This window comes from Streptomyces albireticuli, assembly GCF_002192455.1.
Classification (GTDB): domain Bacteria; phylum Actinomycetota; class Actinomycetes; order Streptomycetales; family Streptomycetaceae; genus Streptomyces; species Streptomyces albireticuli_B.
In genome coordinates this window covers 1,861,379-1,887,494 of sequence record NZ_CP021744.1, presented here as the reverse complement: position 1 = coordinate 1,887,494, position 26,116 = coordinate 1,861,379, and the positions used below count along the sequence as shown (strand labels likewise).

The 26,116-nt window shown below is 74.9% G+C and carries 9 protein-coding genes; 4 read left to right on the top strand and 5 right to left on the bottom strand.

Features of this window, described 5'->3' with window-relative positions:
- Positions 1-43 precede the first annotated feature (43 nt).
- From rfbB to SMD11_RS08070, 5 genes are read right to left on the bottom strand one after another with little or no spacing between them, the layout of a single operon-like run.
- Positions 44-1,075 (bottom strand): dTDP-glucose 4,6-dehydratase, encoded by a 1,032-nt coding sequence (rfbB, locus tag SMD11_RS08090; RefSeq protein ID WP_087925795.1) that lies wholly within the window; start codon positions 1,073-1,075, stop codon positions 44-46.
- Entirely contained in the window at positions 1,059-1,937 is an 879-nt protein-coding gene (rfbA, locus tag SMD11_RS08085) for a glucose-1-phosphate thymidylyltransferase RfbA (RefSeq protein WP_087930357.1), read from the bottom strand. Before rfbA ends, rfbB begins: the two co-directional genes overlap by 17 nt.
- Before the next feature lie 26 nt (positions 1,938-1,963).
- Positions 1,964-3,124 carry a DegT/DnrJ/EryC1/StrS family aminotransferase gene (locus SMD11_RS08080; RefSeq protein WP_087925794.1) on the bottom strand — a complete coding sequence of 387 codons (1,161 nt, stop codon included), beginning with the start codon at positions 3,122-3,124 and terminating at the stop codon, positions 1,964-1,966.
- The gene (locus tag SMD11_RS08075) at positions 3,121-3,720 is read right to left on the bottom strand and encodes a sugar 3,4-ketoisomerase (protein ID WP_234365960.1); all 600 of its coding nucleotides are present in this window, start codon (positions 3,718-3,720) and stop codon (positions 3,121-3,123) included. Before SMD11_RS08075 ends, SMD11_RS08080 begins: the two co-directional genes overlap by 4 nt.
- A complete protein-coding gene (locus SMD11_RS08070; protein ID WP_087925793.1) occupies positions 3,711-4,919 on the bottom strand; it encodes a cytochrome P450 in 1,209 nt (402 codons plus the stop codon). Before SMD11_RS08070 ends, SMD11_RS08075 begins: the two co-directional genes overlap by 10 nt.
- A 421-nt stretch (positions 4,920-5,340) precedes the next feature.
- On the opposite strand from SMD11_RS08070, the gene SMD11_RS08065 reads away from it, so the two are divergent.
- The 4 genes from SMD11_RS08065 to SMD11_RS36265 all read left to right on the top strand — a co-directional run bounded on the left by SMD11_RS08065 (position 5,341) and on the right by SMD11_RS36265 (position 26,036).
- The gene (locus SMD11_RS08065) at positions 5,341-6,402 is read left to right on the top strand and encodes an NAD-dependent epimerase/dehydratase family protein (RefSeq protein ID WP_087925792.1); all 1,062 of its coding nucleotides are present in this window, start codon (positions 5,341-5,343) and stop codon (positions 6,400-6,402) included.
- A gap of 164 nt (positions 6,403-6,566) precedes the next feature.
- A complete protein-coding gene (locus SMD11_RS08060; RefSeq protein WP_159395259.1) occupies positions 6,567-19,721 on the top strand; it encodes a type I polyketide synthase in 13,155 nt (4,384 codons plus the stop codon).
- A 49-nt stretch (positions 19,722-19,770) separates the two neighbouring features.
- Positions 19,771-21,615 (top strand): type I polyketide synthase, encoded by a 1,845-nt coding sequence (locus tag SMD11_RS08055; RefSeq protein WP_087925790.1) that lies wholly within the window; start codon positions 19,771-19,773, stop codon positions 21,613-21,615.
- Entirely contained in the window at positions 21,513-26,036 is a 4,524-nt protein-coding gene (locus SMD11_RS36265; protein ID WP_087925789.1) for an SDR family NAD(P)-dependent oxidoreductase, read from the top strand. The genes SMD11_RS08055 and SMD11_RS36265 overlap by 103 nt, the downstream gene beginning before the upstream one ends.
- Positions 26,037-26,116 lie beyond the last annotated feature (80 nt).

Genomic DNA, 26,116 nt, shown 5'->3' with positions numbered 1-26,116 from the left:
CGCCCGTACGGGCCGAGCGGCTCTTCGGTTGCGGACACGGAGGTCATCGTCCTTTCATGAGGGGCTCCCACCACGCGCGGTTCTCGCGATACCAGCGCACGGTCTCCGCCAGGCCCTCGTCGATGCCGACCCGCGGCGCGTAGCCCAGCTCGGCGGAGATCTTGCCGAAGTCGACCGAGTAACGCCGGTCGTGGCCCTTGCGGTCGGGCACCCGCCGCACCGCCGACCAGTCCGCCCCGCACAGCTCCAGCAGGCGTTCCGTCAGCTCGGTGTTGGTCAGCTCGGTGCCGCCGCCGATGTTGTAGACCTCGCCCGGCCGGCCGCCCCGGGCCACCAGCGCGAGGCCCCGGCAGTGGTCGTCGACGTGCAGCCAGTCGCGCCGGTTGCCGCCGTCGCCGTACAGCGGGACGGTCCCGCCGTCGAGGAGGCTGCCCGTGAACAGCGGGACGACCTTCTCGGGGTACTGGTACGGGCCGTAGTTGTTGGAGCAGCGGGTCACGCACACGGGCAGCCCGTGCGTGCGGTGGAAGGCCAGCGCGAGCAGGTCCGACGCGGCCTTGGAGGCGGCGTAGGGCGAGTTGGGGCTGAGCGGCTGGTCCTCCGGCCAGGACCCCTCCTCTATCGACCCGTACACCTCGTCCGTCGACACGTGCACGAACCGCTCGGGCCCCGCGTCGAGGGCCTCCCGCAGCAGGGTGTGCGTGCCCAGCACATTGGTGCGGACGAACGCGCCGGCGTCCTCGATGGACCGGTCCACGTGCGACTCGGCCGCGAAGTGCACCACCAGGTCCGCACCCGCCATGGCCCCGGCGACCACGTCGCCGTCGCAGATGTCGCCCGTGACGACACGCAGCCGCGGCGAGTCGCCGACCGGGTCCAGACTGGTCAGGTTGCCCGCGTACGTCAGCGCGTCCAGCACCACCACCTCGGGCTCGCCGAACCCCGGCAGGGAGCCGTCCAGCAGCCCGGTCACGAAGCGCGAACCGATGAAGCCGGCACCGCCCGTCACCAGGATCCGCCGGAAGCGCCGCGCCGGGGCGGGCGCCGGACCGGCCGGGTCACGCGGCTCCCGCATGGGACGCCACCTCCATCAGATAGGCGCCGTACCCCGACGCGCCGAGCTCACGGCCCAGCCGGTACACGGCCTCCGCGTCGATGAACCCCATGCGCAGGGCGATCTCCTCGATGCAGGCGATCCGCACCCCCTGCCGCTGCTCCAGCAGCTGCACGTACTGGCTGGCCTGCAACAGGGAGTCGTGCGTGCCCATGTCCAGCCAGGCGAAGCCGTGGCCCAGCTCGATCAGCCGGGCGCGGCGCTGCTCCAGGTACACCTTGTTGACATCGGTGATCTCCAGCTCGCCGCGCGCGGAGGGCCGGATGTTCTTGGCGATGTCGACGACGTCGTTGTCGTACAGGTAGAGCCCGGTGACGGCCAGGTTCGAGCGCGGCCGCTCGGGCTTCTCCTCCAGCGAGAGCAGCAGCCCGTCCTTGTCGATCTCGCCGACGCCGTAGCGCTGCGGATCGCTCACCGGATAGCCGAACAGCACACAGCCGTCCAGGTGCCGGATGCTGCCCTGGAGCACGGAGGAGAACCCGGGCCCGTGGAAGATGTTGTCGCCCAGGATCAGCGCCACCGGGGAGTCCCCGATGTGGCCGGCGCCGAGGGTGATCGCCTGGGCGATGCCCTGGGGCTCGGGCTGCTCCGCGTAGGTGATCTCCAGGCCCAGCCGGGAGCCGTCGCCCAGCAGCCGCTGGAACAGCGGGATGTGCTGCGGCGAGGAGATGACCTGGATCTCGCGGATGCCGCCCAGCATGAGCATCGCGAGCGGGTAGTAGATCATCGGCTTGTTGTAGACCGGCAGGAGCTGCTTGGAGAGCGTCCCGGTCAGGGGCCGCAGCCGGGTGCCGCCGCCGCCGGCGAGGATGATCCCCTTCATCGGCGGCCGCCCCGGTGTCGTCTGGGTCATCGTTTCTCCGTCGGTTGAGGAAGGCGGCGGCCGGCCCCGGCGCCGCCGGTGGCCGCCACCGCCGCCGCGACGGCCGCCACCACGGCGCCGGCCTCGTCGTCGCCGAGGTGGGGCCCGAGCGGCAGGCTGAGGACCTGTGCCGCCAGGCGTTCGGTGCGCGGGTGGGTGCCCTCCGGCGCGCCGGCCGGGTCGTCCGCGTAGGCCGGGGACCGGTGCGGCGGGACGGGGTAGTGGATCAGCGTCGCCACCCCCGCCCGGTCCAGCTCGCGGCGCAGCGCGTCGCGCTCCGCGCTGCGGATCACGTACAGGTGCCACACCGGGTCGGCCCACGGGGCGGCCTCCGGGAGGACGATGCCCGGCAGGCCGGCCAGCCCCTCCCCGTAGCGGGCGGCCACCGCGGCCCGGCGGGCGTTCCAGGCGTCGAGGCGCGGCAGCTTGGCGCGCAGCACCGCGGCCTGGAACTCGTCGAGCCGGGAATTACCGGCCCGCACCTCGTGCCGGTACTTCTCCCGGGACCCGAAGTTACGCAGCAGCCGCACCCGTTCGGCCACGGCGGCGTCACCGGTGACGACCGCCCCGCCGTCGCCCATCGCGCCCAGGTTCTTGCCCGGGTAGAAGCTGAAGGCGACCACGTGCCCGGAGCCGGTCCGGCGGCCCCGGTAGCGGGCGCCGTGCGCCTGCGCCGCGTCCTCCACGACCGCGAGTCCGTGCCGCCCGGCGAGCTCCAGCAGCGGGTCCATGTCGGCCGGGTGGCCGTACAGGTGGACCGGCAGCACGGCCCGGGTGCGCGGCGTCAGGGCCGCCTCGACCAGCCCGAGGTCCATGGACAGCCCGTCCGGGGACGGGTCCACGGGCACCGGCCGGGCCCCGGTCGCGGACACGGCCAGCCAGGTGGCGATGAAGGTGTGCGCGGGCACCACCACCTCGTCGCCGGGGCCGATGCCCAGGGCGCGCAGCGCCAGCTCCAGCGCGTCGCAGCCGCTGCCGACGGCGACGCAGTGCTCGTTGCCGCAGTAGGCCGCGAACTCCGCCTCGAACGCGTCGAGTTCCGGGCCGAGGAGATAGCGGCCCGACGCGGCGACCCGGCCGAGCGCGGCGTCGATGTCGGCCCGCAGCTCCCGGTAGGGGGCCTTCAGATCGAGGAAGGGCACGTTCACGTCAGGCTCCGTGCGTCGCGCAGGAAGGTGTCGTAGTCCCGGTAGTAGTCGGACTCCTCGTAGTGCCGGGACGCGAGGACCAGCGCGACGGAGTCCGGCGCGAAGTCCTTCAGCACCCGCCACACCATCGGGCCGATGTAGAGCCCGGCGCCCGGCTCGTCCAGCCGGTACGTGGCCCGCCGGAACCCGTCGTCCAGGCTGATCGAGAAGCCGCCGTGCACGGCGATGACCAGCTGTTCCAGGGTGCGGTGCCCGTGCAGCCCGCGCGGCGGCGAGGACGCGGCCTGGCCGTGCATGTAGTAGACCCGCTCGATGGCGAAGTCCACGGTCATGCCCGACTCGACCACGGAGAGGCTGCCGCGCGGGTCGATGTGCTGTTCGAGCCGGATCAGCCGGCACGGCTTGACCCGGCCGACGGGGCCGGGGTCCGGGGCACCGGCGGCCCCCTCGGGGCCGGGGGCACTCTCGTGGGCCGGGGCCTTCGCCGGCTGCCCGGCGGTTTTCTCGGCGATGGCGGCGCTCCTCTCGGGACGGGGCGCGGCTCCGCGGCCGGCGCGGACCGCGGAACCCGGGGCCGGCGGCCCGGTCAGCTCCACTCGACGTGGACGGGCAGGTACTTGGCCGTGAGCTGGTCGGCCTCGTAGTAGAGGGTCTTGTCGTGGTCGATCCGGAACGAGCTGACCTGGTCCAGCAGCAGCTCCAGCAGCACCTTGCCCTCCAGCCGGGCCAGGAAGGCGCCCAGGCAGTGGTGGATGCCGTGCCCGAAGGCCATGTGCCGGGTGCCCGCGCGCCGGATGTCGAAGGTGTCCGGGTCGGGGAAGTGCTCGGGGTCGCGGTTGGCCGACTGGCTCCACGCGATGACCATCTCGCCCTTCTTCATGACCGGGCCGAGGATGTCCGTGTCCTCCTTGAGGAAACGGAAGATGTTGTTGAACGGGCTGCGGTAGCGCAGCGTCTCCTCGATCGCGCCCGCCGCGAGCCCCCGGTCGGCACGCAGCTCGGCCAGCGCCCCCGGGTTCTCCTCCAGCACCAGGAAGAGGTTGCTGAGCAGGGTGCTGGACGACACGTGCCCGGCGGTCAGCAGCAGCGCGACGATGTTGACGATCTCCACATCGGTGAGCCGGACGCCGTCCTGCTCGGCCTGGACCAGGCCGGTGATCAGGTCGTCGGCCGGGTTCTCGCGCTTGTTCCGGATCTGCTCCAGGAGGTAGTCGGTCATCTCCTGGAGGGCCGGCCCGATCGTCTCGCCGAAGTTGTCGGGCAGGTTCGGGTACTCCAGGCCCTCGTTGGTCAGCAGCGTGTCGACCCACTCGCGGAACACGTCGCGGTCCGAGGCCGGGATGCCCAGCAGCTCGGCGATGACGATGACCGGCAGCGCGTACGACAGGTCGCCGACGACGTCGATCGTGTCCCGGCCCCGCACCTGGTCCAGCAGCTCCTGGTTGATCTCCCGGATCCGCGGCTCCAGGGCGGCCATCCGCTTGGGCGTGAACGCCTGGCTGACCAGCTTGCGCATCGGCCCGTGGGCCGGCGGGTCGAGGGCGCCGATGGTGCCCGGCCCGATGATCATCTCCAGCTCGGGCGGGGTCGGCATGACCTGGTTGAAGTCGGAGGAGAAGAACTCCGGATGGGTCGAGACGGTCAGGTAGTCGTCGTAGCGGAAGACCTGCCACGCCTGCCGGCCCTCGTCCCAGAAGACCGGGTGGTGGGCCCGGTTGAAGGCGAACCAGGCCAGCAGCTCCCGGGCGTCGGCCTCCTTGCTGAGCTCCAACGGCTCTGTCACGGCCTCGGTCATCGGCCATTCTCCTTGGGAAAGTAGTGGTGCGACGGCGGCCGACCCTACGAATCGCCAAGATCGCCGACAAGGCGGACCTGACACACCATGCATGCAGTGCGAAATCCCCCGGTCGACGAGAACTTGACACAATGCCGGGCGGATCGTTGTTCCGCCGATTCCCGGTCCTGTTCAATTCGCTTTTCGGGCCGCGGCGGCGACGTATGCGCGCGGCCCGTACGGGCGCTGCCCGGACCCCGGCCCTCATCCGCCGGCCGGGCCGGATCCCCGGTCCGGACGCCGCTTTCCGGAGAACCGGGGCGCCGGGGACGCCGCGCGCGGCGCGCAAGGGGGCACCGGCCGCCGGAGCCGTCCCGCCCCTCCCCCGTGGCCGGACCCCGCCCGGCCATGGCCTCTCCGGGACCACAGGAGGACGTACACCGTGAAGATCCTTGTCATCGGCGGCTCACAGTTCGTGGGGCGTGCCTTCGTCACCGAGGCCCTGGCCCGCGGCCATGAGGTCACCACCTTCAACAGGGGGGTCAGCGCCGCCGACCTCCCCGGCGTCGAAGCGGTCCACGGCGACCGCGAGGTCACGGCCGACCTGGAGCGGCTCGTCGCCGGCGGCCGGCACTGGGACGCGGTCGTGGACACCTGCGGCTACGTCCCCCGCGTCGTCGGCGAGGGGGCCCGCGTCCTGTCCGGCCACGCCGACGCCTACCTCTACGTGTCGAGCCTCGCGGCCCTCCGCGGCTGGGGCGCCGACCCGTCGGTCGACGACGATTCCCCCGCCCACGACTGCCCCCCGGACGCCGGCCCCGACGACGGCGACTACGGCGTCCTCAAGGCGGGCTGCGAACGGGCCGTCACCCGCCACTTCGAAGGCCGCACCCTGCTCTTCCGGGCCGGGGTGATCACCGGCCCGTACGACAACGTCGGCCAGCTGGACGCCTGGCTGTGGCGGCTGCGCGCGGCCGAGGGCGGGCGCCGGCGCGTCCTCGCCCCCGGCAACCCCGACCTCGCCATGCGCGTGATCGACGCCCGGGACATCGCCGCGTTCGGCCTGCACTGCCTCGACGCGCGCCGCACCGGCCCGTACATCGTCGCCGCCCCCGAGGACCACACCACCTACGGCGCCTGGCTCGCCGCCTGCGCCGAGGCCACCGGCACCGACCCCGAACTGGAGTGGGTCGACGACGACTTCCTCCTCGGCCACGGTGTGACGCCCTGGACCGACCTGCCGATGTGGATCCCCGACGCGCCGGAACACACCTGCATGTGGGCCACCCCCGCCACCCGTGCCGAGGCCGCGGGCCTCGTCTGCCGCCCGCCCGCCGAGACGGTGCGCGACACCTGGGCCGTCCTGCGCGAGCGCCCCGCCCCCGAACTGCCCCTCGCCAACACCCACGGCCACCTCAGCGGCCTCGCCGCCGGCCGGGAACGCGAACTGCTCGCCGCCTGGGACGCCCGGCGAGGGCCGGACACGGCCGCAAGGCGGACCTGACACAATTCCCGGGCGAATTCCGGAAATCAATTCACGCATTCCTGACCTGACACAATTACTTCCCGGTTGTTGACCGTTTCACCGGCCGAGTGCTGCCGCGCTGTACGATCTTGGGGAATCAGGAATTCACATGACATGGCACGGCGAGCACATGGGGAATGCTGGTGTCTGAAGATCTCGCGATTTCGAAAAGCGGCGACCGGAACGACGGCCGCGCCGATTCCTCCGTACCCGCCCCGGCGGGGGCCGTCGCCGTCGTCGGCATGGCCTGCCGCTTCCCCGGCGCACCCGGCCCCGACGCGTTCTGGGAGCTGCTGAGCACCGGGACGGAGGCCGTCGGCCGGGCCGCCGACGGCCGCCGCCGCGGCACGGTCGACGGGGTCGCGGACTTCGACGCCGCCTTCTTCGGCATGTCACCGCGCGAGGCCGCGGACACCGACCCCCAGCAGCGCCTCGTGCTCGAACTCGGCTGGGAGGCCCTGGAGGACGCCGGGATCCTCCCGGAGTCCCTGCGGGGCGAACAGGTGGGCGTGTTCGTCGGCGCCATGAGCGACGACTACGCCACCCTGCTGCACCGCACCGGCGCCCCCGTCGGCCCGCACACGGCCACCGGCCTCCAGCGCGCCATGCTCGCCAACCGCCTCTCCTACTTCCTCGGCACCCGCGGCCCGAGCCTGGTCGTGGACACCGCGCAGTCCTCCTCGCTGGCCGCGGTCGCCCTCGCCGTGGACAGCCTGCGCAACGGCACCTCGCGGCTGGCCGTCGCCGGCGGCGTCAGCCTGATCCTGGCCGACGACGGCTCGGCCGCCATGGAACGGCTCGGCGCCCTCTCGCCCGACGGCCGCTGCCACACCTTCGACGCCCGCGCCAACGGCTACGTACGGGGCGAGGGCGGCGCCGCGGTCGTCCTCAAGCCCCTCGCCGACGCCCTGGCCGACGGCGACCGCGTGCACTGCGTCGTACGCGGCGCCGCCCTCGGCAACGACGGCGGCGGCCCCGGCCTCACCGCCCCCGACCGCGAAGGCCAGGAGGCCGTCATCAGGGCGGCCTGCGCCCAGGCCGGCGTCCGCCCCGCGGACGTGCGGTTCGTCGAACTGCACGGCACGGGCACCCCCGTGGGCGACCCCGTCGAGGCCCACGCCCTCGGCGCGGTCTACGGCCGGGAACGCCCCGCCGACGACCCGCTGCTCGTGGGCTCCGTGAAGACCAACATCGGCCACCTGGAGGGCGCCGCGGGCATCGCGGGCCTGGTCAAGGCCGCGCTGTGCCTCCGCGAGCGCACCCTCCCGGCCTCCCTGAACTTCACCGCCCCCAACCCGGCCATCCCGCTGGAGCGGCTCCGCCTCGAAGTCCGTACGACCCGCACCGAGCTCGCCCCCGGCAAGGACGGCGCACCGCTGCTGGCGGGCGTCAGCTCGTTCGGCATGGGCGGCACCAACTGCCATGTGGTGCTGGAGGAGGCGCCGGGCGTGGAGCGTGCACGCGCGGCGCGGCCCGCGACTCCGGCCCGGGTCCCGCTGGTGCTGTCGGGCCGCTCCGAACAGGCGTTACGGGACCAGGCCGCACGGCTGCGCGACCACCTGGAGCGCACCGGCGCCGACCCGCTCGACGTCGCCTGCTCCCTCGCCACCACGCGCACCCTCTTCGAGCACCGCGCCGCCCTGTACTGCGCCGACCGCGAGGAGCTGACCACCCTGCTCGACGGGCTCGCCCAGGGCGGGACGCCCGCGGGCGTACGCACCGGGACGGCCGAGCCGGGCACCGGGGTGGCGATGCTGTTCACGGGTCAGGGTGCGCAGCGTGCGGGGATGGGGCGGGAGTTGTATGCCTCGGATCCGGTGTTCGCGGTGGCGTTGGACGAGGTGTGTGCCGAGCTGGGTGCGGTGGGCGGTCGTTCGCTCCGGGACGTGATGTTCGGTGACGACGCGGAGACGCTGGATCGCACCGAGTTCACGCAGCCTGCTTTGTTCGCGCTGGAGATGGCGTTGTTCAGGGCTGTGGAGGCGCGGGGTGTGCGTGCCGATGTGGTCTTGGGTCATTCCGTGGGGGAGATTGCCGCCGCTTGTGTGGCGGGTGTGTTCTCGGTGGCGGACGCGGCGCGGTTGGTGGTGGCGCGTGGTCGGCTGATGGGTGCGCTGCCGTCGGGCGGGGCGATGCTGTCCGTACGAGCCTCGGAAGCTGATCTGCCTGGTCTGTCGTCCGGTGTTTCGATCGCGGCCGTCAACGGCCCTTCCTCGGTGGTTCTGTCGGGCGAGAAGGAAGCCCTGGAGTCGACGGCCGCGCACCTTGCCGCCCGTGAGGTGAAGTGCACGTGGTTGCCGGTCTCCCATGCCTTCCACTCGGCGTTGATGGATCCGATGCTGGAGGAGTTCCGCCGGGTCGTGTCCACGGTGGAGTTCCACGAGCCGCGTCTGGCCGTGGTCTCCAACCTCACCGGTGAGCTCGCCACCTCCGGCGAGCTCGGCACCGCCGACTACTGGGTGCGTCACGCTCGCGAGGCCGTCCGCTTCGCCGACGGCGTCCGTGCCGCCCGCGCGACCGGCGCCGACGTCTTCCTGGAGATAGGCCCCCAAGCGGTCCTCTCCGGCATGGCCGGCCCCTGCCTCGACGCCGACCCCGCCCTCCTCCTCGTACCGGCCCTCCGCCGCGACCGGTCCGAGACCGAGGCGTTCGCGTCGGCCCTCGCCGCGCTCCACACGCGCGTCCCCCGCCTCGACGCCGCGGCGGCGTACGAGGGTTCCGGCGCCCGCCGGGTGCCGCTGCCGACATACGCCTTCCAGCGCCGTACCCACTGGGCGCGAGGCCTCGACCCCCGGCAGCCGGCCCCCGCCGTGGCGCAGGCCCCCGACGCCGTGGAGACGGTCCGGGAGTCCCCGGCCCCCGGACCGCGCCGGACGGACCGGCCTATGTCGCGCGACCGGCTGCTCCGGCTCGTCCGGGAGACCGCCGCGACCGTCCTGGGCCACGACGACCCCGCGGAGATCGCCCTCGACCGCCCCTTCACCGCGCAGGGGATGGACTCGGTGACGGCGGTCGAACTCCGCGACCTGCTGAGCGCCGCCACCGGCGTGCCCCTCGCCCCCGGCCTCGTCTACAACCTGCCCACCCCGCGCGCCGTGGCCGACCATCTGGCCGGAACCCAGCTCGGCGTGCCGACCGCGGATCCGGCCACCGCCCCCGCCGCCACTCCTGTGGCGACGCGCGACACCACGGACGACGATCCCGTCGTCATCGTCGGCGCCGGCTGCCGCCTCCCCGGCGGCGTGGACTCGCCCGCAGGGCTGTGGGACCTGGTGTCCACGGGCACCGACGCGATCTCCTCCTTCCCCGCCGACCGCGGCTGGGACCTCGACGCGCTGTACGACGCCGACCCCGGCGTGCCGGGCAGGACCTACGTGCGCCAGGGCGGATTCCTCCACGGGGCCGCCGGGTTCGACCCCGACTTCTTCGGGATCAGCCCGCGCGAGGCCACCGCGATGGACCCCCAGCAGCGGCTGCTCCTGGAGACCTCCTGGGAGGCCCTGGAGGACGCCGGGATCGTCCCGGCGTCCCTGCGCGGCGGTGACACCGGGATCTTCATCGGTGCCGTGGCGCCCGAGTACGGCCCCAGGCTGCACGAAGGGGCCGACGCGTTCGCGGGCTACCTGCTCACCGGCACCACGCCGAGCGTCGCCTCGGGCCGCCTCGCCTACGTCCTCGGGACGCACGGCCCGGCCCTGACCGTGGACACCGCCTGCTCGTCGTCGCTGGTCGCGACGCACCTCGCGGTACAGGCCCTGCGCCGGGGGGAGTGCCGCCTGGCACTGGCCGGCGGCGTCACGGTGATGTCCGGGCCCGGCATGTTCGTGGAGTTCTCCCGCCAGCTGGGCCTGGCCCCGGACGGCCGGTGCAAGCCCTTCTCCGCCGACGCCGACGGCACGGCCTGGTCCGAGGGCGTCGCCGTGCTCGCGCTCGAACGGCTCTCGGACGCGCGGCGCGCCGGCCACCGCGTGCTGGCGGTCGTCCGGGGCACGGCCGTGAACCAGGACGGTGCCAGCAACGGCCTGACGGCACCGAGCGGTCCGGCGCAGGAGGACGTCGTCAGGCGGGCGCTGGCCGACGCGGGCCTGACCCCGGGCGACGTCGACGCCGTCGAGGCGCACGGCACGGGCACCGCGCTGGGCGACCCGATCGAGGCGGACGCGCTGCTGGCCACGTACGGCCGGGGCCGGAGCGGCGATCCGCTGTGGCTGGGGTCGCTGAAGTCGAACATCGGGCACGCCCAGGCGGCCGCCGGCGCCGGTGGCGTCATCAAGATGCTCCAGGCGATGCGGCACGGCGTGCTGCCGCGCACGCTCCACGCGGGCACCCCCAGCCCGCACGTCGACTGGGCGTCGGGAGCCGTCGAGCTGCTGGCCGAGGAGCGCCCCTGGCCCGCACGCGAGGGCCGCCCGCGCCGTGCGGGCGTCTCCTCCTTCGGCATCAGCGGCACCAACGCCCACGTGATCCTTGAGGAGCCCCCGGCCGAACCGGCCGGGGCGACCGCCCCCGACGAGCACTTCGAGCCCCCGGCGGTCATGGCGTGGCCGGTGTCGGCCCACTCCGAGCAGGCCTTGCGCGCCCAGGCGGCGCGGCTGCGTGAGCACCTGGAGCGCACCGGCGCCGATCCGCTGGACGCCGCGCATTCGCTCGCCGCCACGCGCTCGTCCTTCGGCGAGCGGGCGGTCGTGCTGGGCCGCGACCGCGGGGAACTGCTGGCCGGCCTCGACGCGCTCGCCGCCGGGAGCCCGGCGCCTCAGCTGGTCAGGGGCACGGCCGACCCGGAGACCGGGGTGGCGGTGCTGTTCACTGGCCAGGGCGCGCAACGCGTCGGGATGGGGCGGGAGCTCTACGTCTCCGACGCGGTGTTCGCGGCGGCGCTGGACGAGGTGTGCGCCGAACTCGGCCCGGTGGACGGGCACTCGGTGCGCGACGTGATGTTCGCCGACGCGGGGCTGCTGGACCGTACGGAGTTCACGCAGCCTGCTTTGTTCGCGCTGGAGATGGCGTTGTTCAGGGCTGTGGAGGCGCGGGGTGTGCGTGCCGATGTGGTGCTGGGTCATTCGGTGGGGGAGATCGCGGCTGCTTGTGTGGCGGGTGTGTTCTCGGTGGCGGACGCGGCGCGGTTGGTGGTGGCGCGTGGTCGGCTGATGGGTGCGCTGCCGTCGGGCGGGGCGATGCTGTCCGTACGAGCCTCGGAAGCTGATCTGCCTGGTCTGTCGTCCGGTGTTTCGATCGCGGCCGTCAACGGCCCTTCCTCGGTGGTTCTGTCGGGCGAGAAGGAAGCCCTGGAGTCGACGGCCGCGCACCTTGCCGCCCGTGAGGTGAAGTGCACGTGGTTGCCGGTCTCCCATGCCTTCCACTCGGCGTTGATGGATCCGATGCTGGAGGAGTTCCGCCGGGTCGTGTCCACGGTGGAGTTCCACGAGCCGCGTCTGGCCGTGGTCTCCAACCTCACCGGTGAGCTCGCCACCTCCGGCGAGCTCGGCACCGCCGACTACTGGGTGCGTCACGCTCGCGAGGCCGTCCGCTTCGCCGACGGCGTCCGTGCCGCCCGCGCCGCCGGTGCGAGCGTGTTCCTGGAGGTAGGCCCGCAGGCCGTCCTCTCCGGCATGGCCGGCCACTGCTTCGACGACGAGGCCGAAGCCCCGCTCCTCGTCCCGGCCCTGCGTCGCGACCGGCCGGAGACCGACACCCTGATCGAGGCGCTCGCCGCCCTCGCCGTCCGGGGCGTCGACGTCGACTGGGCCGCGCTCCACGAGGGAAGCGGCGCGCGCCGGATCGACCTGCCGACGTACGCCTTCCAGCGCACCCGCTACTGGCTGGACGACGTTCCCGCCGCCCGCCCGGCCGCCGCGCGTACGGGCGTGGAAACCGGCCGGGAGACGGACGACGAGCTGCGGTACCGCGTCGCCTGGCAGCCCATGGGCGCCGCCGCTCCCGCCGCGCCCTCCCGCCCGTCGGAGCCGTGGCTGCTGCTCGCCCCGGACGACCCCGCCGACGCCGCGCTCACCGCCGGCATCGCACGCGAACTCACCGTACGAGGAGCGGACGTCCACACCCTCGTGCTTCCCGCGGGCGCCGACCGGGACACGGCCGTCCGGCTGCTGCGGGAAGCCGGTGACCCGGCCGCGCGATGCGCGCGCGTCCTGTGGCAGGCCCCGGCCGATCCCGGCCCGGCCGACGCGGTGGCGCTCCTCCAGGCCTTGGGCGAGGCCGGGCCCGGTGCCGCCCCGCTGTGGATCGCCACGCGCGGCGCGGTGGCCGTCGGTCCGGGTGAGTCGCCGTCGCCCGCCGGCGCGCAGATCTGGGGGCTGGGCCAGGTCGCGGCCGTCGAACTCGGCCACCGCTGGGGCGGTCTGGTGGACCTGCCCGCCGAACCCGCCCCCGCCGCCCTCCGCGCCCTCGGCGGGGTGGTCCTCACGGACACGCGGGCGAGCGCCCACGCCCCCGAGAACCAGATCGCGGTACGCGCCTCCGGCGTCCACGTGCGCCGCGTGGTGCCCGCCCCCGCCCCGGCCGCCCGGCACGACTGGAACCCCTCCGGCACCGTCCTGATCACCGGCGGCACCGGCGCGCTCGGCGCCCAGGTGGCGCGCAGGCTCGCGCGCGCCGGGGGACCGCACCTGCTGCTGACCGGCCGCCGGGGCCCGGACGCCCCCGGAGCGGCCCGGCTGGCCGAGGAACTGACCGCGCTCGGCGCCGGCGTCACCGTGGCCGCCTGCGACGTCGCCGACCGGGCGGAGCTCGCCGCACTCCTCGCCGGCATCCCCGGCGACCGGCCGCTGACCGCCGTGCTGCACGCGGCCGGTGTCCTCGACGACGGTGTCCTCGACGGGCTCACCCCCGGGCGGATCGACGCGGTCCTCCGGGCGAAGGTCACCGCCGCCACCCACCTGGACGACCTCACCGCCGGGCTCGCCCTCGACGCCTTCGTGCTCTTCTCCTCGGTCGTCGGGGTGTGGGGCAACGGCGGCCAGGCCCCGTACGCGGCGGCCAACGCCGCCCTCGACGCCCTCGCGCACCGGCGCCGGGAGCGGGGACAGCGCGCCACGTCCCTCGCCTGGGGGCCGTGGGCCGGCGCCGGGATGGCGGCCGGCGCGGGAGCGGCCACCGCCTTCGCCCGGGACGGCGTCCGGGCGCTGGACCCGGAGCGCGCGCTCGACGCGCTGGACCGCGCCGTCCGCGCCGACGAGACCTCGGTGATCGTCGCCGGGGTGGACTGGACCGCCTTCGCCGGACCGTCGGCCCCCCGGGGGGCCTGGGCGCTGTTCGACGGGGTCCCGGCGGTCCGCGCCGCCCGTTCCGCCGCCCTGGAGACGGCCCGTATGGCTCCCGGCACCGCCCCGGCCGGTGAACGCGCCCGGCTGTCGGGGAGCCTCCCGGAGAAGGAACGCCGGCGGGAACTGCTCGACCTGGTGCGTACGGAGGCCGCCCTGGTGCTCCGGCGCGGCTCGGCGGCCTCGGTCGACCCGCGGGCCGCGTTCAAGGCCAGTGGATTCGACTCGCTCACCGTCCTCGAACTGCGCAACCGGCTCGCCGCCGCCACCGGCCTCGCCCTGCCCAGCAGCTTGTTGTTCGACCACCCCGACCCCACCACCCTGGCCCGGCACCTGCACGACGAACTCTTCGGCGCCGGAACGGACGCGGCGGCACCCGAAGCGGCCGCCACCGCCCGGCTCACGGCCGGCACGGACGAGCCGATCGCCGTCGTCGGCATGGCCTGCCGCTACCCCGGCGGCGCCACCTCGCCGGACGCCCTCTGGGACCTGCTCGCCACCGGGACCGACGCGATCTCCCCCTTCCCGGCCGGCCGCGGCTGGGACCTCGACGGGCTCTACGACCCGGACCCGGACGCGCCGGGGAAGACCTACGTGCGCCAGGGCGGATTCCTGCACGACGCGGGTGACTTCGACCCCGAGTTCTTCGGGATCGGCCCGCGCGAGGCCGCCGCGATGGACCCCCAGCAGCGGCTGCTCCTGGAGACGTCCTGGGAGGTCCTGGAGGACGCCGGGATCGTGCCGGAGACGCTGCGCGGCACCCGCACCGGAGTCTTCGCCGGCATCTCCCAGCAGGACTACGCCGGGCGGATGCACGACTCCGCCGACAAGTACGGCGGCCACATGCTCACCGGGACCCTGGCCAGCGTGATCTCGGGCCGGGTCGCCTACACGCTGGGGCTTCAGGGTCCGGCGTTGACGGTGGACACGGCGTGTTCGTCGTCGTTGGTGGCGTTGCATCTGGCGGTGCAGTCGTTGCGTCGGGGTGAGTGTGATCTGGCGTTGGTGGGTGGGGTGACGGTTTTGGCGTCGCCGACGGTGTTCGTGGAGTTTTCGCGGCAGCGTGGGTTGGCGGTGGATGGTCGGTGCAAGGCGTTCGCGGAGGGTGCTGACGGTACGGCGTGGTCCGAGGGGGCCGGGGTGCTGTTGGTGGAGCGGCTCTCGGATGCGCGGCGTAATGGTCACCGGGTGCTCGCGGTCGTACGGGGCACCGCCGTCAACCAGGACGGTGCCAGCAACGGCCTGACCGCTCCCAGTGGGCCGGCGCAGCAGCGGGTGATCCGTGAGGCTCTGGCCGATGCGGGTGTGTCCGCGGGTGAGGTCGATGTGGTGGAGGCGCACGGTACGGGTACGGCGTTGGGTGATCCGATCGAGGCGGGGGCGTTGCTGGCGACGTACGGGCGGGAGCGCTTGGGTGAGCCGTTGTGGCTGGGCTCGCTGAAGTCGAACATCGGGCATGCCCAGGCCGCCGCGGGTGTGGCCGGTGTGATCAAGATGGTGCAGGCCATGAGGCACGCGCAGTTGCCCCGGACGCTGCACGTGGACGCCCCGTCGTCCCGCGTGGATTGGTCCACAGGCTCGCTGCGCCTGCTGACCGAGTCCCGGGCGTGGGAGGCGCGGGCGGACCGGCCGCGTAGGGCGGGTGTCTCCGCGTTCGGTGTCAGTGGGACGAACGCCCACGTCATCGTCGAGGAACCGCCGGCCGAAGCGGAGACGGCGCCCGCGACCGAGCCCACGCCCGGGGCCTCTCCGGTCCTGTCGTGGCCGGTGTCGGCGCGCACGGAACCGGCGCTGCGGGCCCAGGCGGCCCGGCTGCGCGACCACTTGGCGCACATGGACGACGCCGACCCCCGGGACATCGGCCACTCGCTGGCCGTCACGCGTGCGTCGTTCGGTGAGCGGGCGGTGGTGCTGGGGCGTGACGGTGGGGAGTTGCTGGCGGGGCTGGATGTGCTTGCTGCCGGTGGTGAGATGCCTGGTGCGGTGGTGCGGGGGACTGCGGTGCGGGGGAGTCGTGTCGCTGTGCTGTTCACGGGTCAGGGTGCGCAGCGTGCGGGGATGGGGCGGGAGTTGTATGCCTCGGATGCGGTGTTCGCGGTGGCGTTGGACGAGGTGTGTGCCGAGCTGGGTGCGGTGGGTGATCGTTCGCTCCGGGATGTGATGTTCGGCGATGACGCGGAGACGCTGGATCGCACCGAGTTCACGCAGCCTGCTTTGTTCGCGCTGGAGATGGCGTTGTTCAGGGCCGTGGAGGCGCGGGGTGTGCGTGCCGATGTGGTCCTGGGTCATTCGGTGGGGGAGATCGCGGCTGCTTGTGTGGCGGGTGTGTTCTCGGTGGCGGACGCGGCGCGGTTGGTGGTGGCGCGTGGTCGGCTGATGGGTGCGCTGCCGTGGGGCGGGGCGATGCTGTCCGTACGGGTCGCGGAAGCCGACCTGCCCGCTCTGCCGTCCGGTGTTTCGATCGCGGCCGTCAACGGCCCCGCGTCGGTGGTTCTGTCGGGGGAGAAGGCCGCTCTGGAGGGCTTGGCTTCGGAGCTCGCGGACGGGGACGTGAAGTGCACGTGGCTGTCCGTCTCCCATGCCTTCCACTCGGCGCTGATGGACCCCATGCTGGACGAGTTCCGGCAGGTCGCCTCGTCGGTGGAGTTCCACGAGCCCCGTCTGGCCGTGGTCTCCAACCTCACCGGTGAACTCGCCACCTCCGGCGAGCTCCGCACCGCCGACTACTGGGTGCGTCACGCCCGTGAGGCGGTCCGTTTCGCCGACGGGTTACGCGCGGCCCGCGCGACCGGCGCCGATGTCTTCCTGGAGATAGGCCCCCAGGCCGTTCTCTCCGGCATGGCCGGTCACTGCTTCGACGCCGAGTCCGAGGCACCCCTCCTCGTACCGACCCTCCGCCGCGACCACCCCGAGCCGGAGGCCCTGGCCGCCGCCCTCGCCACTCTCCACACCCGGGTCGCCGAGCTCGACGGTGCCGCCGTGTACGGGCACGCCGACGGCCGGCGCGTGCCGCTGCCGACGTACGCCTTCCAGCGCCGCACCTACTGGGCGTCCGGTTCGGCCCCCGGCCACGGCACCGCCGCCGCGGCCCACTTCGGGCTGGTCTGGAAGGACCACCCCTTCCTCACCGGCGAGACCCCGATCGCGGGCTCCGGTGCGACGCTCTTCACCGGAAGGCTGTCGCTCGCCGACCACCCCTGGCTGGCCGACCACGCCGTGTCCGGCTCGGTGCTGCTCCCCGGGACGGCCTTCGCCGATCTGCTGCTGCGCGTCGCCGAAGAGGTGGGCGCGGGCGCGGTCGAGGAGTTCGACCTCCGCGCGCCCTTGGCCCTTCCGGAGCGCGGTGCCACCCGGGTGCAGGTGCTGGTCGACGCGCCGGACGCGCGCGGGCTGCGCGCCGTCACCGTCGCCGCGCGTCCGGAGCACCCGGGCCCGTACGGCGAGGAGCCGGAGTGGACCGAGCACGCCGGCGGTGTGCTCGCGCCCGTACGGCCCGCCGCGCCCGGGGCCGCGTGGGCGGCGGGGGCCTGGCCGCCGCCGCGCGCCGAGAAGGCCGACGTGGACGAGCTGTACGAGGGCTTCGCGGCAGGCGGTTACGGCTACGGGCCGGCGTTCACCGGACTGACGGGGGTGTGGCGCCGGGGGACCGAGGTCTTCGCCGAGGTGCGGCTGCCCGGCGCGGCCGGCGGCGCGGGCGGGTTCGGCATCCACCCCGCGCTGTTCGACGCCGCCCTGCACCCCTGGCGCGCGGGCGGGTTGCTGTCCGAAGCAGCCGGCGACCCCGGCACGCTCGTACCGTTCTCATGGCAGGGCGTCTCCCTGTACGCGACCGGTTCCGACACCCTGCGCGTCCGGCTGGCCCCGGCGCGGGACGGCGGCGCCTTCTCGGTGCACGCCGCCGACACGACCGGTGCGCCCGTCCTCGCCCTGGACGCGCTCACCCTGCGCCCGGTCGCCCTGGGCCCGGACGAGGCAGGACCCGCCCCGATGTACCGGGTCGACTGGCGTCCCGTGCCGTCGCCGGGGCCCGGTGCCCCCGCGGCGGCCCGCACCTGGCCGGTCGTAGGAGCCGCCACCGACGACGTGGCGGCGGCCCTGCGCGCGCTGCCGGGGGCCGACCCCGCGCCGTACGTGCGCCTCGCGGCCCTCCGCGAGGCGCTGGACGGGGGAGCGCCCGTACCCGGCATCGTCGTTGTCCCGCCCTTCGGCACCGAGCCCGGCCCGGACGCCGACCCCGATCCCGTACGCGCGTACCTCCGCCGCGGCCTGTCCCTCGTCCAGGAGTGGGCCGGGGACGAACGCCTGGCGGGCTCGCGGCTGGTCGTCCTCACCCGGAACGCCGTCGAGGCCGGGGACACCGACGTGCCCGACCTCGCGGGCGCCGCCCTCTGGGGGCTGCTGCGCTCCGCCCAGGCGGAGTACCCGGACCGCTTCACGCTCGTCGACCTCGACGGCTCCCCGGCGTCCCGGGCCGCCCTGCCCGTGGCGCTGGCCTCGGACGAGCCCCAGCTCGCGCTGCGTGCGGGCGCCCTGCTCGCACCCGCGCTCGCCCCGCTGCCGGCACCCGCGCCGGCGGCGGACGGCACTGCCACCGGCTCCGGCGCGGCCTTCGACCCCGAGGGCACCGTACTGATCACCGGCTGCACCGGCGCCCTCGGGCGCCGCGTCGCCCCGCACCTCGCCCGGCGCCACGGTGTCCGCCGCATGCTGCTCGTCAGCAGGCGCGGCCCGGACGCCCCCGGAGCCGCCGCCCTGGAGCGGGAACTGACCGGGCTGGGCGTCTCCGTCACCTTCGCCGCCTGCGACCTGGCGGACCCCGCCGACGTCGGGAAGACGGTCGCCGCCGTCCCGCCCGAGCACCCGCTCACCGCCGTCGTGCACACCGCCGGCGTCCTCGACGACGGCGCGCTCGCCGGTCTGACCCCCGAGCGGATCGACACCGTCCTGCGGTCCAAGGCCGACGCCGTCCGCAACCTGCACGAGGCCACCGAGGGCCTGCCGCTGCGCGCGTTCGTCCTGTTCTCCGCCGCCGCCGGACTGCTCGGCCGCCCGGGGCAGGCGTCCTACGCGGCGGCCAACGGCGTCCTCGACGCGTTCGCCCGGACCCGGCGGGCGGCCGGACTCCCGGCGGTGTCCCTGGCCTGGGGGCTGTGGGACGAACGGGACGGCATGGCCGGAGGACTGGACGACGTGGCCCGCCACCGGCTGCGCCGCGAGGGCATCGCGCCCATGCCGCCCGCGCAGGGCCTCGGACTGCTCGACCGGGCCCTGGCCGCGCACCGGGACGGCGACGGCCCCGCCGTCCTCGTACCGCTGCTGCTCGACAGGCCCGCGCTGCGCCGCCTCGCCGCCGAGCGGGGACCGGGCGCGGTGCCGCCCCTGCTGCGGGCCCTCGTCCCGGCCGGCCCTCGCCGGACGGCCGCGGCACAGGCGGCCGGGGCCGGCGACGCGGGTCGCGACGGCTCCGGGGAGGCGGCGCGCATCGCGGCGCTGCCCGGCGAGGAGCGGGCGGCCGCGCTGCTGGAGCTCGTCACCGGACAGGTCGCGGACGTCCTCGGACACGCGTCGGCCGCCGAGGTCGACCCGGAGCGCTCCTTCCGGGAGATCGGCTTCGACTCACTGGCGGCGGTGGAACTCCGCAACCGGCTCGGCCGCCTCGTCGGCCTCAGGCTGCCGACCACGCTCGCCTTCGACCGCCCCACGCCGAAGGAGATGGCGGAGTGGCTCGACGGCGAACTGCCCCGGCCGGCCGCCGGCGCATCCGTCACCGACGCGCCCGACACCGGGTCCGTGCTGGACGGCATCGAGCAACTGGCGCGGACCGTGGCCCTGATGGACGCGGACGACGGCCTGCGCACCGACGTCCGCGAGCGGCTCGCCGGGCTGCTGGCCGCGTTCGACGCACCGAGGCCGGCGGCGGCCGGGGTCTCCGCGACCGCCGAGGCCCCCGTGACCGTCGCGGACCGGATCGACGAGGCGACCGACGACGAGATCTTCGCCTTCCTGGACGAGCAGCTGTGACCGCCCCGTGGACGACCGACGACCGCACGCCGAGGAGTGAGTGGCAGCGATGAGCACCGAGAACGACAAGATCCGCAGCTACCTGAAGCGTGCCACCACCGAACTCCACCGGACGAAAACGCGGTTGGCCGAGCTGGAAGCGGCCGGCCGCGAGCCGGTCGCGATCGTGGGCATGGCCTGCCGGTACCCCGGCGGGGTGACCACCCCGGAGGACCTGTGGGACCTGGTCACGACGGGCACCGACGCGATCTCCCCGTTCCCCACCGACCGGGGCTGGGACGTGGAGGGGCTCTACGACCCCGACCCGGACGCCACGGGGAAGAGCTACGTGCGCGAGGGCGGCTTCCTGCACGACGTGGCCCTGTTCGACCCGGAGTTCTTCGGCATGTCCCCGCGCGAGGCGACCGCGGTCGACCCCCAGCAGCGGCTGCTCCTGGAGACGTCCTGGGAGGCGCTGGAACGGGCCGGGATCGTGCCGGAGACGCTGCGCGGCACCCGCACCGGTGTCTTCACGGGCGTGATGTACGACGAGTACGGGGCCAGGTTCGCGCCCGCGCCCGCCGAGTTCGAGGGCTACCTGGTGAACGGCAGCGCGGGCAGCATCGCCTCCGGCCGGGTCGCCTACACGCTGGGGCTTCAGGGTCCGGCGTTGACGGTGGACACGGCGTGTTCGTCGTCGTTGGTGGCGTTGCATCTGGCGGTGCAGTCGTTGCGTCGGGGTGAGTGTGATCTGGCGTTGGTGGGTGGGGTGACGGTTTTGGCGTCGCCGACGGTGTTCGTGGAGTTTTCGCGGCAGCGTGGGTTGGCGGTGGATGGTCGGTGCAAGGCGTTCGCGGAGGGTGCTGACGGTACGGCGTGGTCCGAGGGGGCCGGGGTGCTGTTGGTGGAGCGGCTCTCGGATGCGCGGCGTAATGGTCACCGGGTGCTCGCGGTCGTACGGGGCACCGCCGTCAACCAGGACGGTGCCAGCAACGGCCTCACGGCGCCCAGTGGGCCCGCCCAGCAGAAGGTCATCCAGGACGCTCTGGCCGATGCGGGTGTGTCCGCCGGTGAGGTCGATGCGGTGGAGGCGCACGGTACGGGTACGGCGTTGGGTGATCCGATCGAGGCGGGGGCGTTGCTGGCGACGTACGGGCGGGAGCGCCCGGGTGAGCCGTTGTGGCTGGGCTCGCTGAAGTCGAACATCGGGCACGCGCAGGCCGCCGCCGGGGTCGGTGGTGTGATCAAGATGGTGCAGGCCATGCGGCACGGCCTGCTGCCCCGCACCCTGCACGCCGATTCCCCCACGTCCCGCGTGGACTGGACCTCGGGCGCGGTGGAGCTGTTGCGCGAGTCCCGGGCGTGGGAGGCGCGGGCGGACCGGCCGCGTAGGGCGGGTGTCTCCGCGTTCGGTGTCAGTGGGACGAACGCCCACGTCATCGTCGAGGAACCGCCGGCCGAAGCGGACGTGACCGTCGCCGCCGTGCCCGTCGCCGAACCGCCCGCCGTGCTCGCCTGGCCGGTGTCGGCGCGCACGGAACCGGCGCTGCGGGCCCAGGCGGTGCGGCTGCGCGAGCATCTCGAAGGGCTCCCGGTCTTCTCGCCCTCGACGTCGGGCACGCTCTCGTCACCACGCGTGCGTCGTTCGGTGAGCGGGCGGTGGTGCTGGGGCGTGACGGTGGGGAGTTGCTGGCGGGGCTGGATGTGCTGGCTACTGGCGGCGAATTGCCTGGTGCGGTGGTGCGAGGGACGGCCGTTCGGGGCAGTCGTATCGCTGTCTTGTTCACGGGTCAGGGTGCGCAGCGTGCGGGGATGGGGCGCGAGCTGTATGCCTCGGATCCGGTGTTCGCGGTGGCGTTGGACGAGGTGTGTGCCGAGCTGGGTGCGGTGGGCGGTCGTTCGCTCCGGGACGTGATGTTCGGTGACGACGCGGAGACGCTGGATCGCACCGAGTTCACGCAGCCTGCTTTGTTCGCGCTGGAGATGGCGTTGTTCAGGGCCGTGGAGGCGCGGGGTGTGCGTGCCGATGTGGTCTTGGGTCATTCCGTGGGGGAGATTGCCGCCGCTTGTGTGGCAGGTGTGTTCTCGGTGGCGGACGCGGCGCGGTTGGTGGTGGCGCGTGGTCGGCTGATGGGTGCGCTGCCGTGGGGCGGGGCGATGCTGTCCGTACGAGCCTCGGAAGCTGATCTGCCTGGTCTGCCGTCCGGTGTTTCGATCGCGGCCGTCAACGGCCCTTCCTCGGTGGTCCTCTCGGGGGAGAAGGCCGCTCTGGAGGGCTTGGCTTCGGAGCTGGCGGACGGGGACGTGAAGTGCACGTGGTTGGCGGTCTCCCATGCCTTCCACTCGGCGTTGATGGATCCGATGCTGGACGAGTTCCGGCAGGTCGCCTCGTCGGTGGAGTTCCACGAGCCGCGTCTGGCCGTGGTCTCCAACCTCACCGGTGAGCTCGCCAGCTCCGGCGAGCTCGGCACCGCCGACTACTGGGTGCGTCACGCCCGTGAGGCGGTCCGTTTCGCCGACGGGTTACGCGCGGCCCGCGCGACCGGCGCCGATGTCTTCCTGGAGATAGGCCCCCAGGCCGTTCTCTCCGGCATGGCCGGTCACTGCTTCGACGCCGAGTCCGAGGCACCCCTCCTCGTACCGACCCTCCGCCGCGACCATCCAGAGCCGGAGGCCCTGGCCGCCGCCCTCGCCGCCCTCCACACCCGTGGCCACCGGATATCCCTGCTCCCTCCCGTACCGGACGCCCCGTACATCCCCCGCTTCGACCTGCCGACCTACCCCTTCCAGCGCGACCGTTACTGGCTGGCCGGCTCCCCGGAACCCGCGCTGGACGGCGATCTCTCGGCCGCCGGTCTCACCGCCGTCGCGCACCCTCTGCTCGCCGCCGCCGTGGAGGTCCCCGGGACCGGCACCACCGTCTGGACCGGCAGGCCGACGCCCTCGGAACTCCCGTGGCTCGCCGACCACCTGGTGTGGGACCGGGGCGTCGTCCCGGGAGCGGCCTTGCTGGAGGCCGTGCTCCGGATCGGTGCGCGCGCCGGCCTGCCGCGGGTCGCCGAGCTGGTCCTGGAGACCCCGCTGACCTGGAGCCCGGACGCGCTCCCGCAGATCCGGGCCGTCGTGGGCGCCCCGGGGGCCGGGGGAGCCCGCGAGGTCACCCTTCACTCCCGGCCCGAGCCCGGCGCGGACCTCGCCCAGGGAGCGGACGCCCAGGGAGCCGACGCCCCTTGGACCCGGCACGCCTCCGGCCTGCTCGCCCCGGCCACCGGCGACGACGGCCCCGACGACGAGGGCTTCGCCGACCTCGCCGGACCCTGGCCGCCCACCGGTGCACAACCCCTCGACGTCTCCGGCCAGTACGCTCTCTTCGCCGCCGCCGGAGTCGGCTACGAAGGCGCCTTCCGCGGGCTGCGCGCGGCGTGGCGGCGCGGTGGCGAGATCTTCGCCGAGGTGCGGCTGCCCGACGAGTACGCCGTCGACGCCGCACGCTACGGGGTGCACCCGGCGCTGCTCGACGCGGCGCTCCACCCGATCGCGCTCCTCGGCCCGGAGGCCGGCGGCGGGCACGGCCTGCTGCCGTTCTCCTGGACCGACGTGGTGCGCCATCAGGCCACCGGCGCCGGACACGCCCTGCGCGTACGCGTCGTGGCGCGCGACGGCGGCGGACCCGGGGACGGTGCCGGCGCGGCCGTGACGGTCACGGCCGCCGACCGTGAGGGCGCCCCCGTCCTCACCGTCCGCTCGCTGGCGCTGCGCCGCATCGCCCCCGACCGCCTGCCCGCCGCTCCCGCCGCCCCGCTCCACCGCGTGGACTGGACGCCCCTCCCGGAGGCCGCGCCCGCCGCCGCGCCCGTGAGCTGGGCCGTCACCGGGCCCGTGGCCGCGGCCACCCTCACCGGGCTGCGAGCCGCCGGAGCGGACGTACGCGTCCTCCCCGGGCCCGACGCCCACGCGGCCCCGCACGCTGTTCCGGCCGCGCCTGTGGCGCCCCCGTCCGGGCTCTCCGGTGCCGCCACAGCCCGCGCCGCCGTCTCGGACGTCGTCTCGGGTGCTCCCGTCCCGGCCGCCGTCTCCGGTGCTCCGCAGGCCGATGCTCACGCCACCCCGGTCGCCCCGCAGGCTGCTCCGGCCGCGCCCGTGGCGCCTTCCTCCGGGTTCTCCGGTGCCGCTGCGGCGCGCGTCGCCGTCTCGGACGTCGTCTCGGGTGCTCCCGTCCCGGCCGCCGTCTCCGGTGCCCCGCAGGCCGCCGCTCACGCCACCCCGGCCGCCCCGCAGGTCGCTCCGGCCGCGCCCGTAGCGTCCCCCTCCGGGTTCTCCGGTGCTGCCGTGGCTCGCGCCGTCGTCTCGGGCGCCCCCGCCCCAACTGCCGCCTCCGGCGCCCCGCAGGCCGACGCCTGGTCCTCCCTGGCCGCCCCTGCGAGCGCGCCCGCCGACCCGTCCACGGAGCCGCCCGCCGACGTCGTCGTCCTCGACCTGACCGCCCCGCCGGTGGACGGTGAGGTGTCCCAGGACCTCCCCGACCGTGTCCGTACGGTCGTGCGCCGGGTGCTGCGCGCGGTGCAGTCACCTCCGGCCGCCGACGCGCCGCGGCTCGTGATCCTCACCCGGGGTGCCGCCGGGCCCGCCGGACCCACCGGCCCCGTGGCCGACCCGGCGGGGGCCGCCGCCTGGGGGCTCGTCCGTACCGCGCAGACCGAGCAGCCCGGCCGCTTCGTGCTCGTCGACGTCGACGACCGGCCGGAGTCGCTCCGCGCCCTGCCCGGTCTCCTCGCCACCGACGCCACCCAGATCGCGGTACGCGCCGGCCTCGCCACCGTGCCGCGCCTCGTGCGGGTCACCGGCGAAGCCGCGCGCCCCGGCAGCCCCGTCGGCGCGGGGGCGGCGTGGCCGCCCGCCCCGGACGGCACCGTGCTGATCACCGGCGGTACCGGCGCGCTGGCCGCCGAGACCGCCCGGCACCTGGTGGCCCGGCACGGCGTACGGCACCTGCTGCTCGTCAGCAGGCGTGGCGCGGACGCGCCGGGCGCCGCGGCCCTGGCCGCCGAACTCACCGCTCTCGGCGCCGAGGTCGGGCTGCGGGCCTGTGACGTCGCCGACCGCGACGCCGTCCGCCGGCTGCTCGGGGGCATCCCCGCCGAGCACCCGCTGACCTGTGTCGTGCACACCGCCGGTGTCCTGGACGACGGCGTGCTGTCCGCGCAGACGCCCGAGCGGATCGACGCCGTGCTGCGGCCGAAGGCGGACGCCGCCGTCCACCTGGACGCGTTGACGCGTGAGCCGGGTTCCCCGGTGTCGCTGGTGCTGTTCTCCTCCGTCTCCGGTGTCCTCGGCAGCGCGGGCCAGGCCGGGTACGCGGCGGCGAACGCGTTCCTGGACGCGCTGGCCGCCCGGCGGTGCGCCGACGGCCACCACGCCCTCTCGCTCGGCTGGGGCTGGTGGGCCGGGGCCGGGATGGCCACCGGGCTCGACGGCGCGGACGCCGCCCGGATCCGGCGCTCCGGCGTCGCCCCGGTCGGCACCCGCACCGCCCTGGACCTCCTCGACCGGGCGCTCACGCGGCCGGAGCCCGCGCTGCTGCCCGTACGGCTGGACCTGGCCGCGCTGCGCTCCGCCGCCCGTGACGGCGCGGCGCCGCCGGAGGTCCTGCGCGACCTGGCCGGGGGACCGGCCGCCCGTGCGGGGGCGGCGACCCGCACGGACCCGGGCGCCGGAGACGGCCTCCGGCCGTCCTCCGGACCGGCCGGCCCGGCCGCGGCCCTCGCGGAGCGTCTCGCGCACCGCTCCGCCCCCGAGCGGACGGCCCTGCTGCTCGACCTGGTGCGCACCGAGGTGGCCGCCGTGCTCGGGCACGGCGACCGGGGCGCGGTGGGCGCCGGGCGGTCCCTCAAGGAAGCCGGGTTCGACTCCCTCACCGCCGTGGACCTCCGCAACCGGCTCGGCGCGCGCACCGGCCTCCGGCTGCCCGCGACCCTCGTCTTCGACCACCCGACCCCGCTGGCCCTCGCCGAACTCCTGCGCGCCGGCCTGGACGAGGCGGCCGCGGCCGAGGCCGCCGCCGGCCCGGATCCCACCGGCCCGGCCGACGACCTCGCCACCGCCCTCGACCGGCTGGAACGCAGCCTCACGGCCGCCCCCGGCGACGCCGCCGGCCGGGCCCGCGCCGCCGAACGGCTGCGCGGCCTGCTCGCCGGGCTCACCGCGGATCCGTCCCTCCCGTCCGCCCGGCCCGCGCCGGGCGCCCCGGCCGCCCCCGACGGCGAACTCGTCGCCGACCGGCTCCGGTCCGCCTCCGACGACGAGCTCTTCGACTTGTTCGACAGCGACTTCCGGTGAGCCGCCGCCACCGGGCCGCTGCTGCCCCACCCCGGATCACCCGCACCACGTGAACCACGTGCACCACCCGGCCCCGGCCG

Bases quoted from the DNA above. Each gene is read 5' to 3' on its own strand.
- rfbB (WP_087925795.1), bottom strand. From the start codon at position 1,075: ATGCGGGAGCCGCGTGACCCGGCCGGTCCGGCGCCCGCCCCGGCGCGG.
- rfbA (WP_087930357.1), bottom strand. From the start codon at position 1,937: ATGAAGGGGATCATCCTCGCCGGCGGCGGCGGCACCCGGCTGCGGCCC.
- SMD11_RS08070 (WP_087925793.1), bottom strand. From the start codon at position 4,919: ATGACCGAGGCCGTGACAGAGCCGTTGGAGCTCAGCAAGGAGGCCGAC.
- SMD11_RS08055 (WP_087925790.1), top strand. From the start codon at position 19,771: ATGAGCACCGAGAACGACAAGATCCGCAGCTACCTGAAGCGTGCCACC.
- SMD11_RS36265 (WP_087925789.1), top strand. From the start codon at position 21,513: ATGGGGCGCGAGCTGTATGCCTCGGATCCGGTGTTCGCGGTGGCGTTG.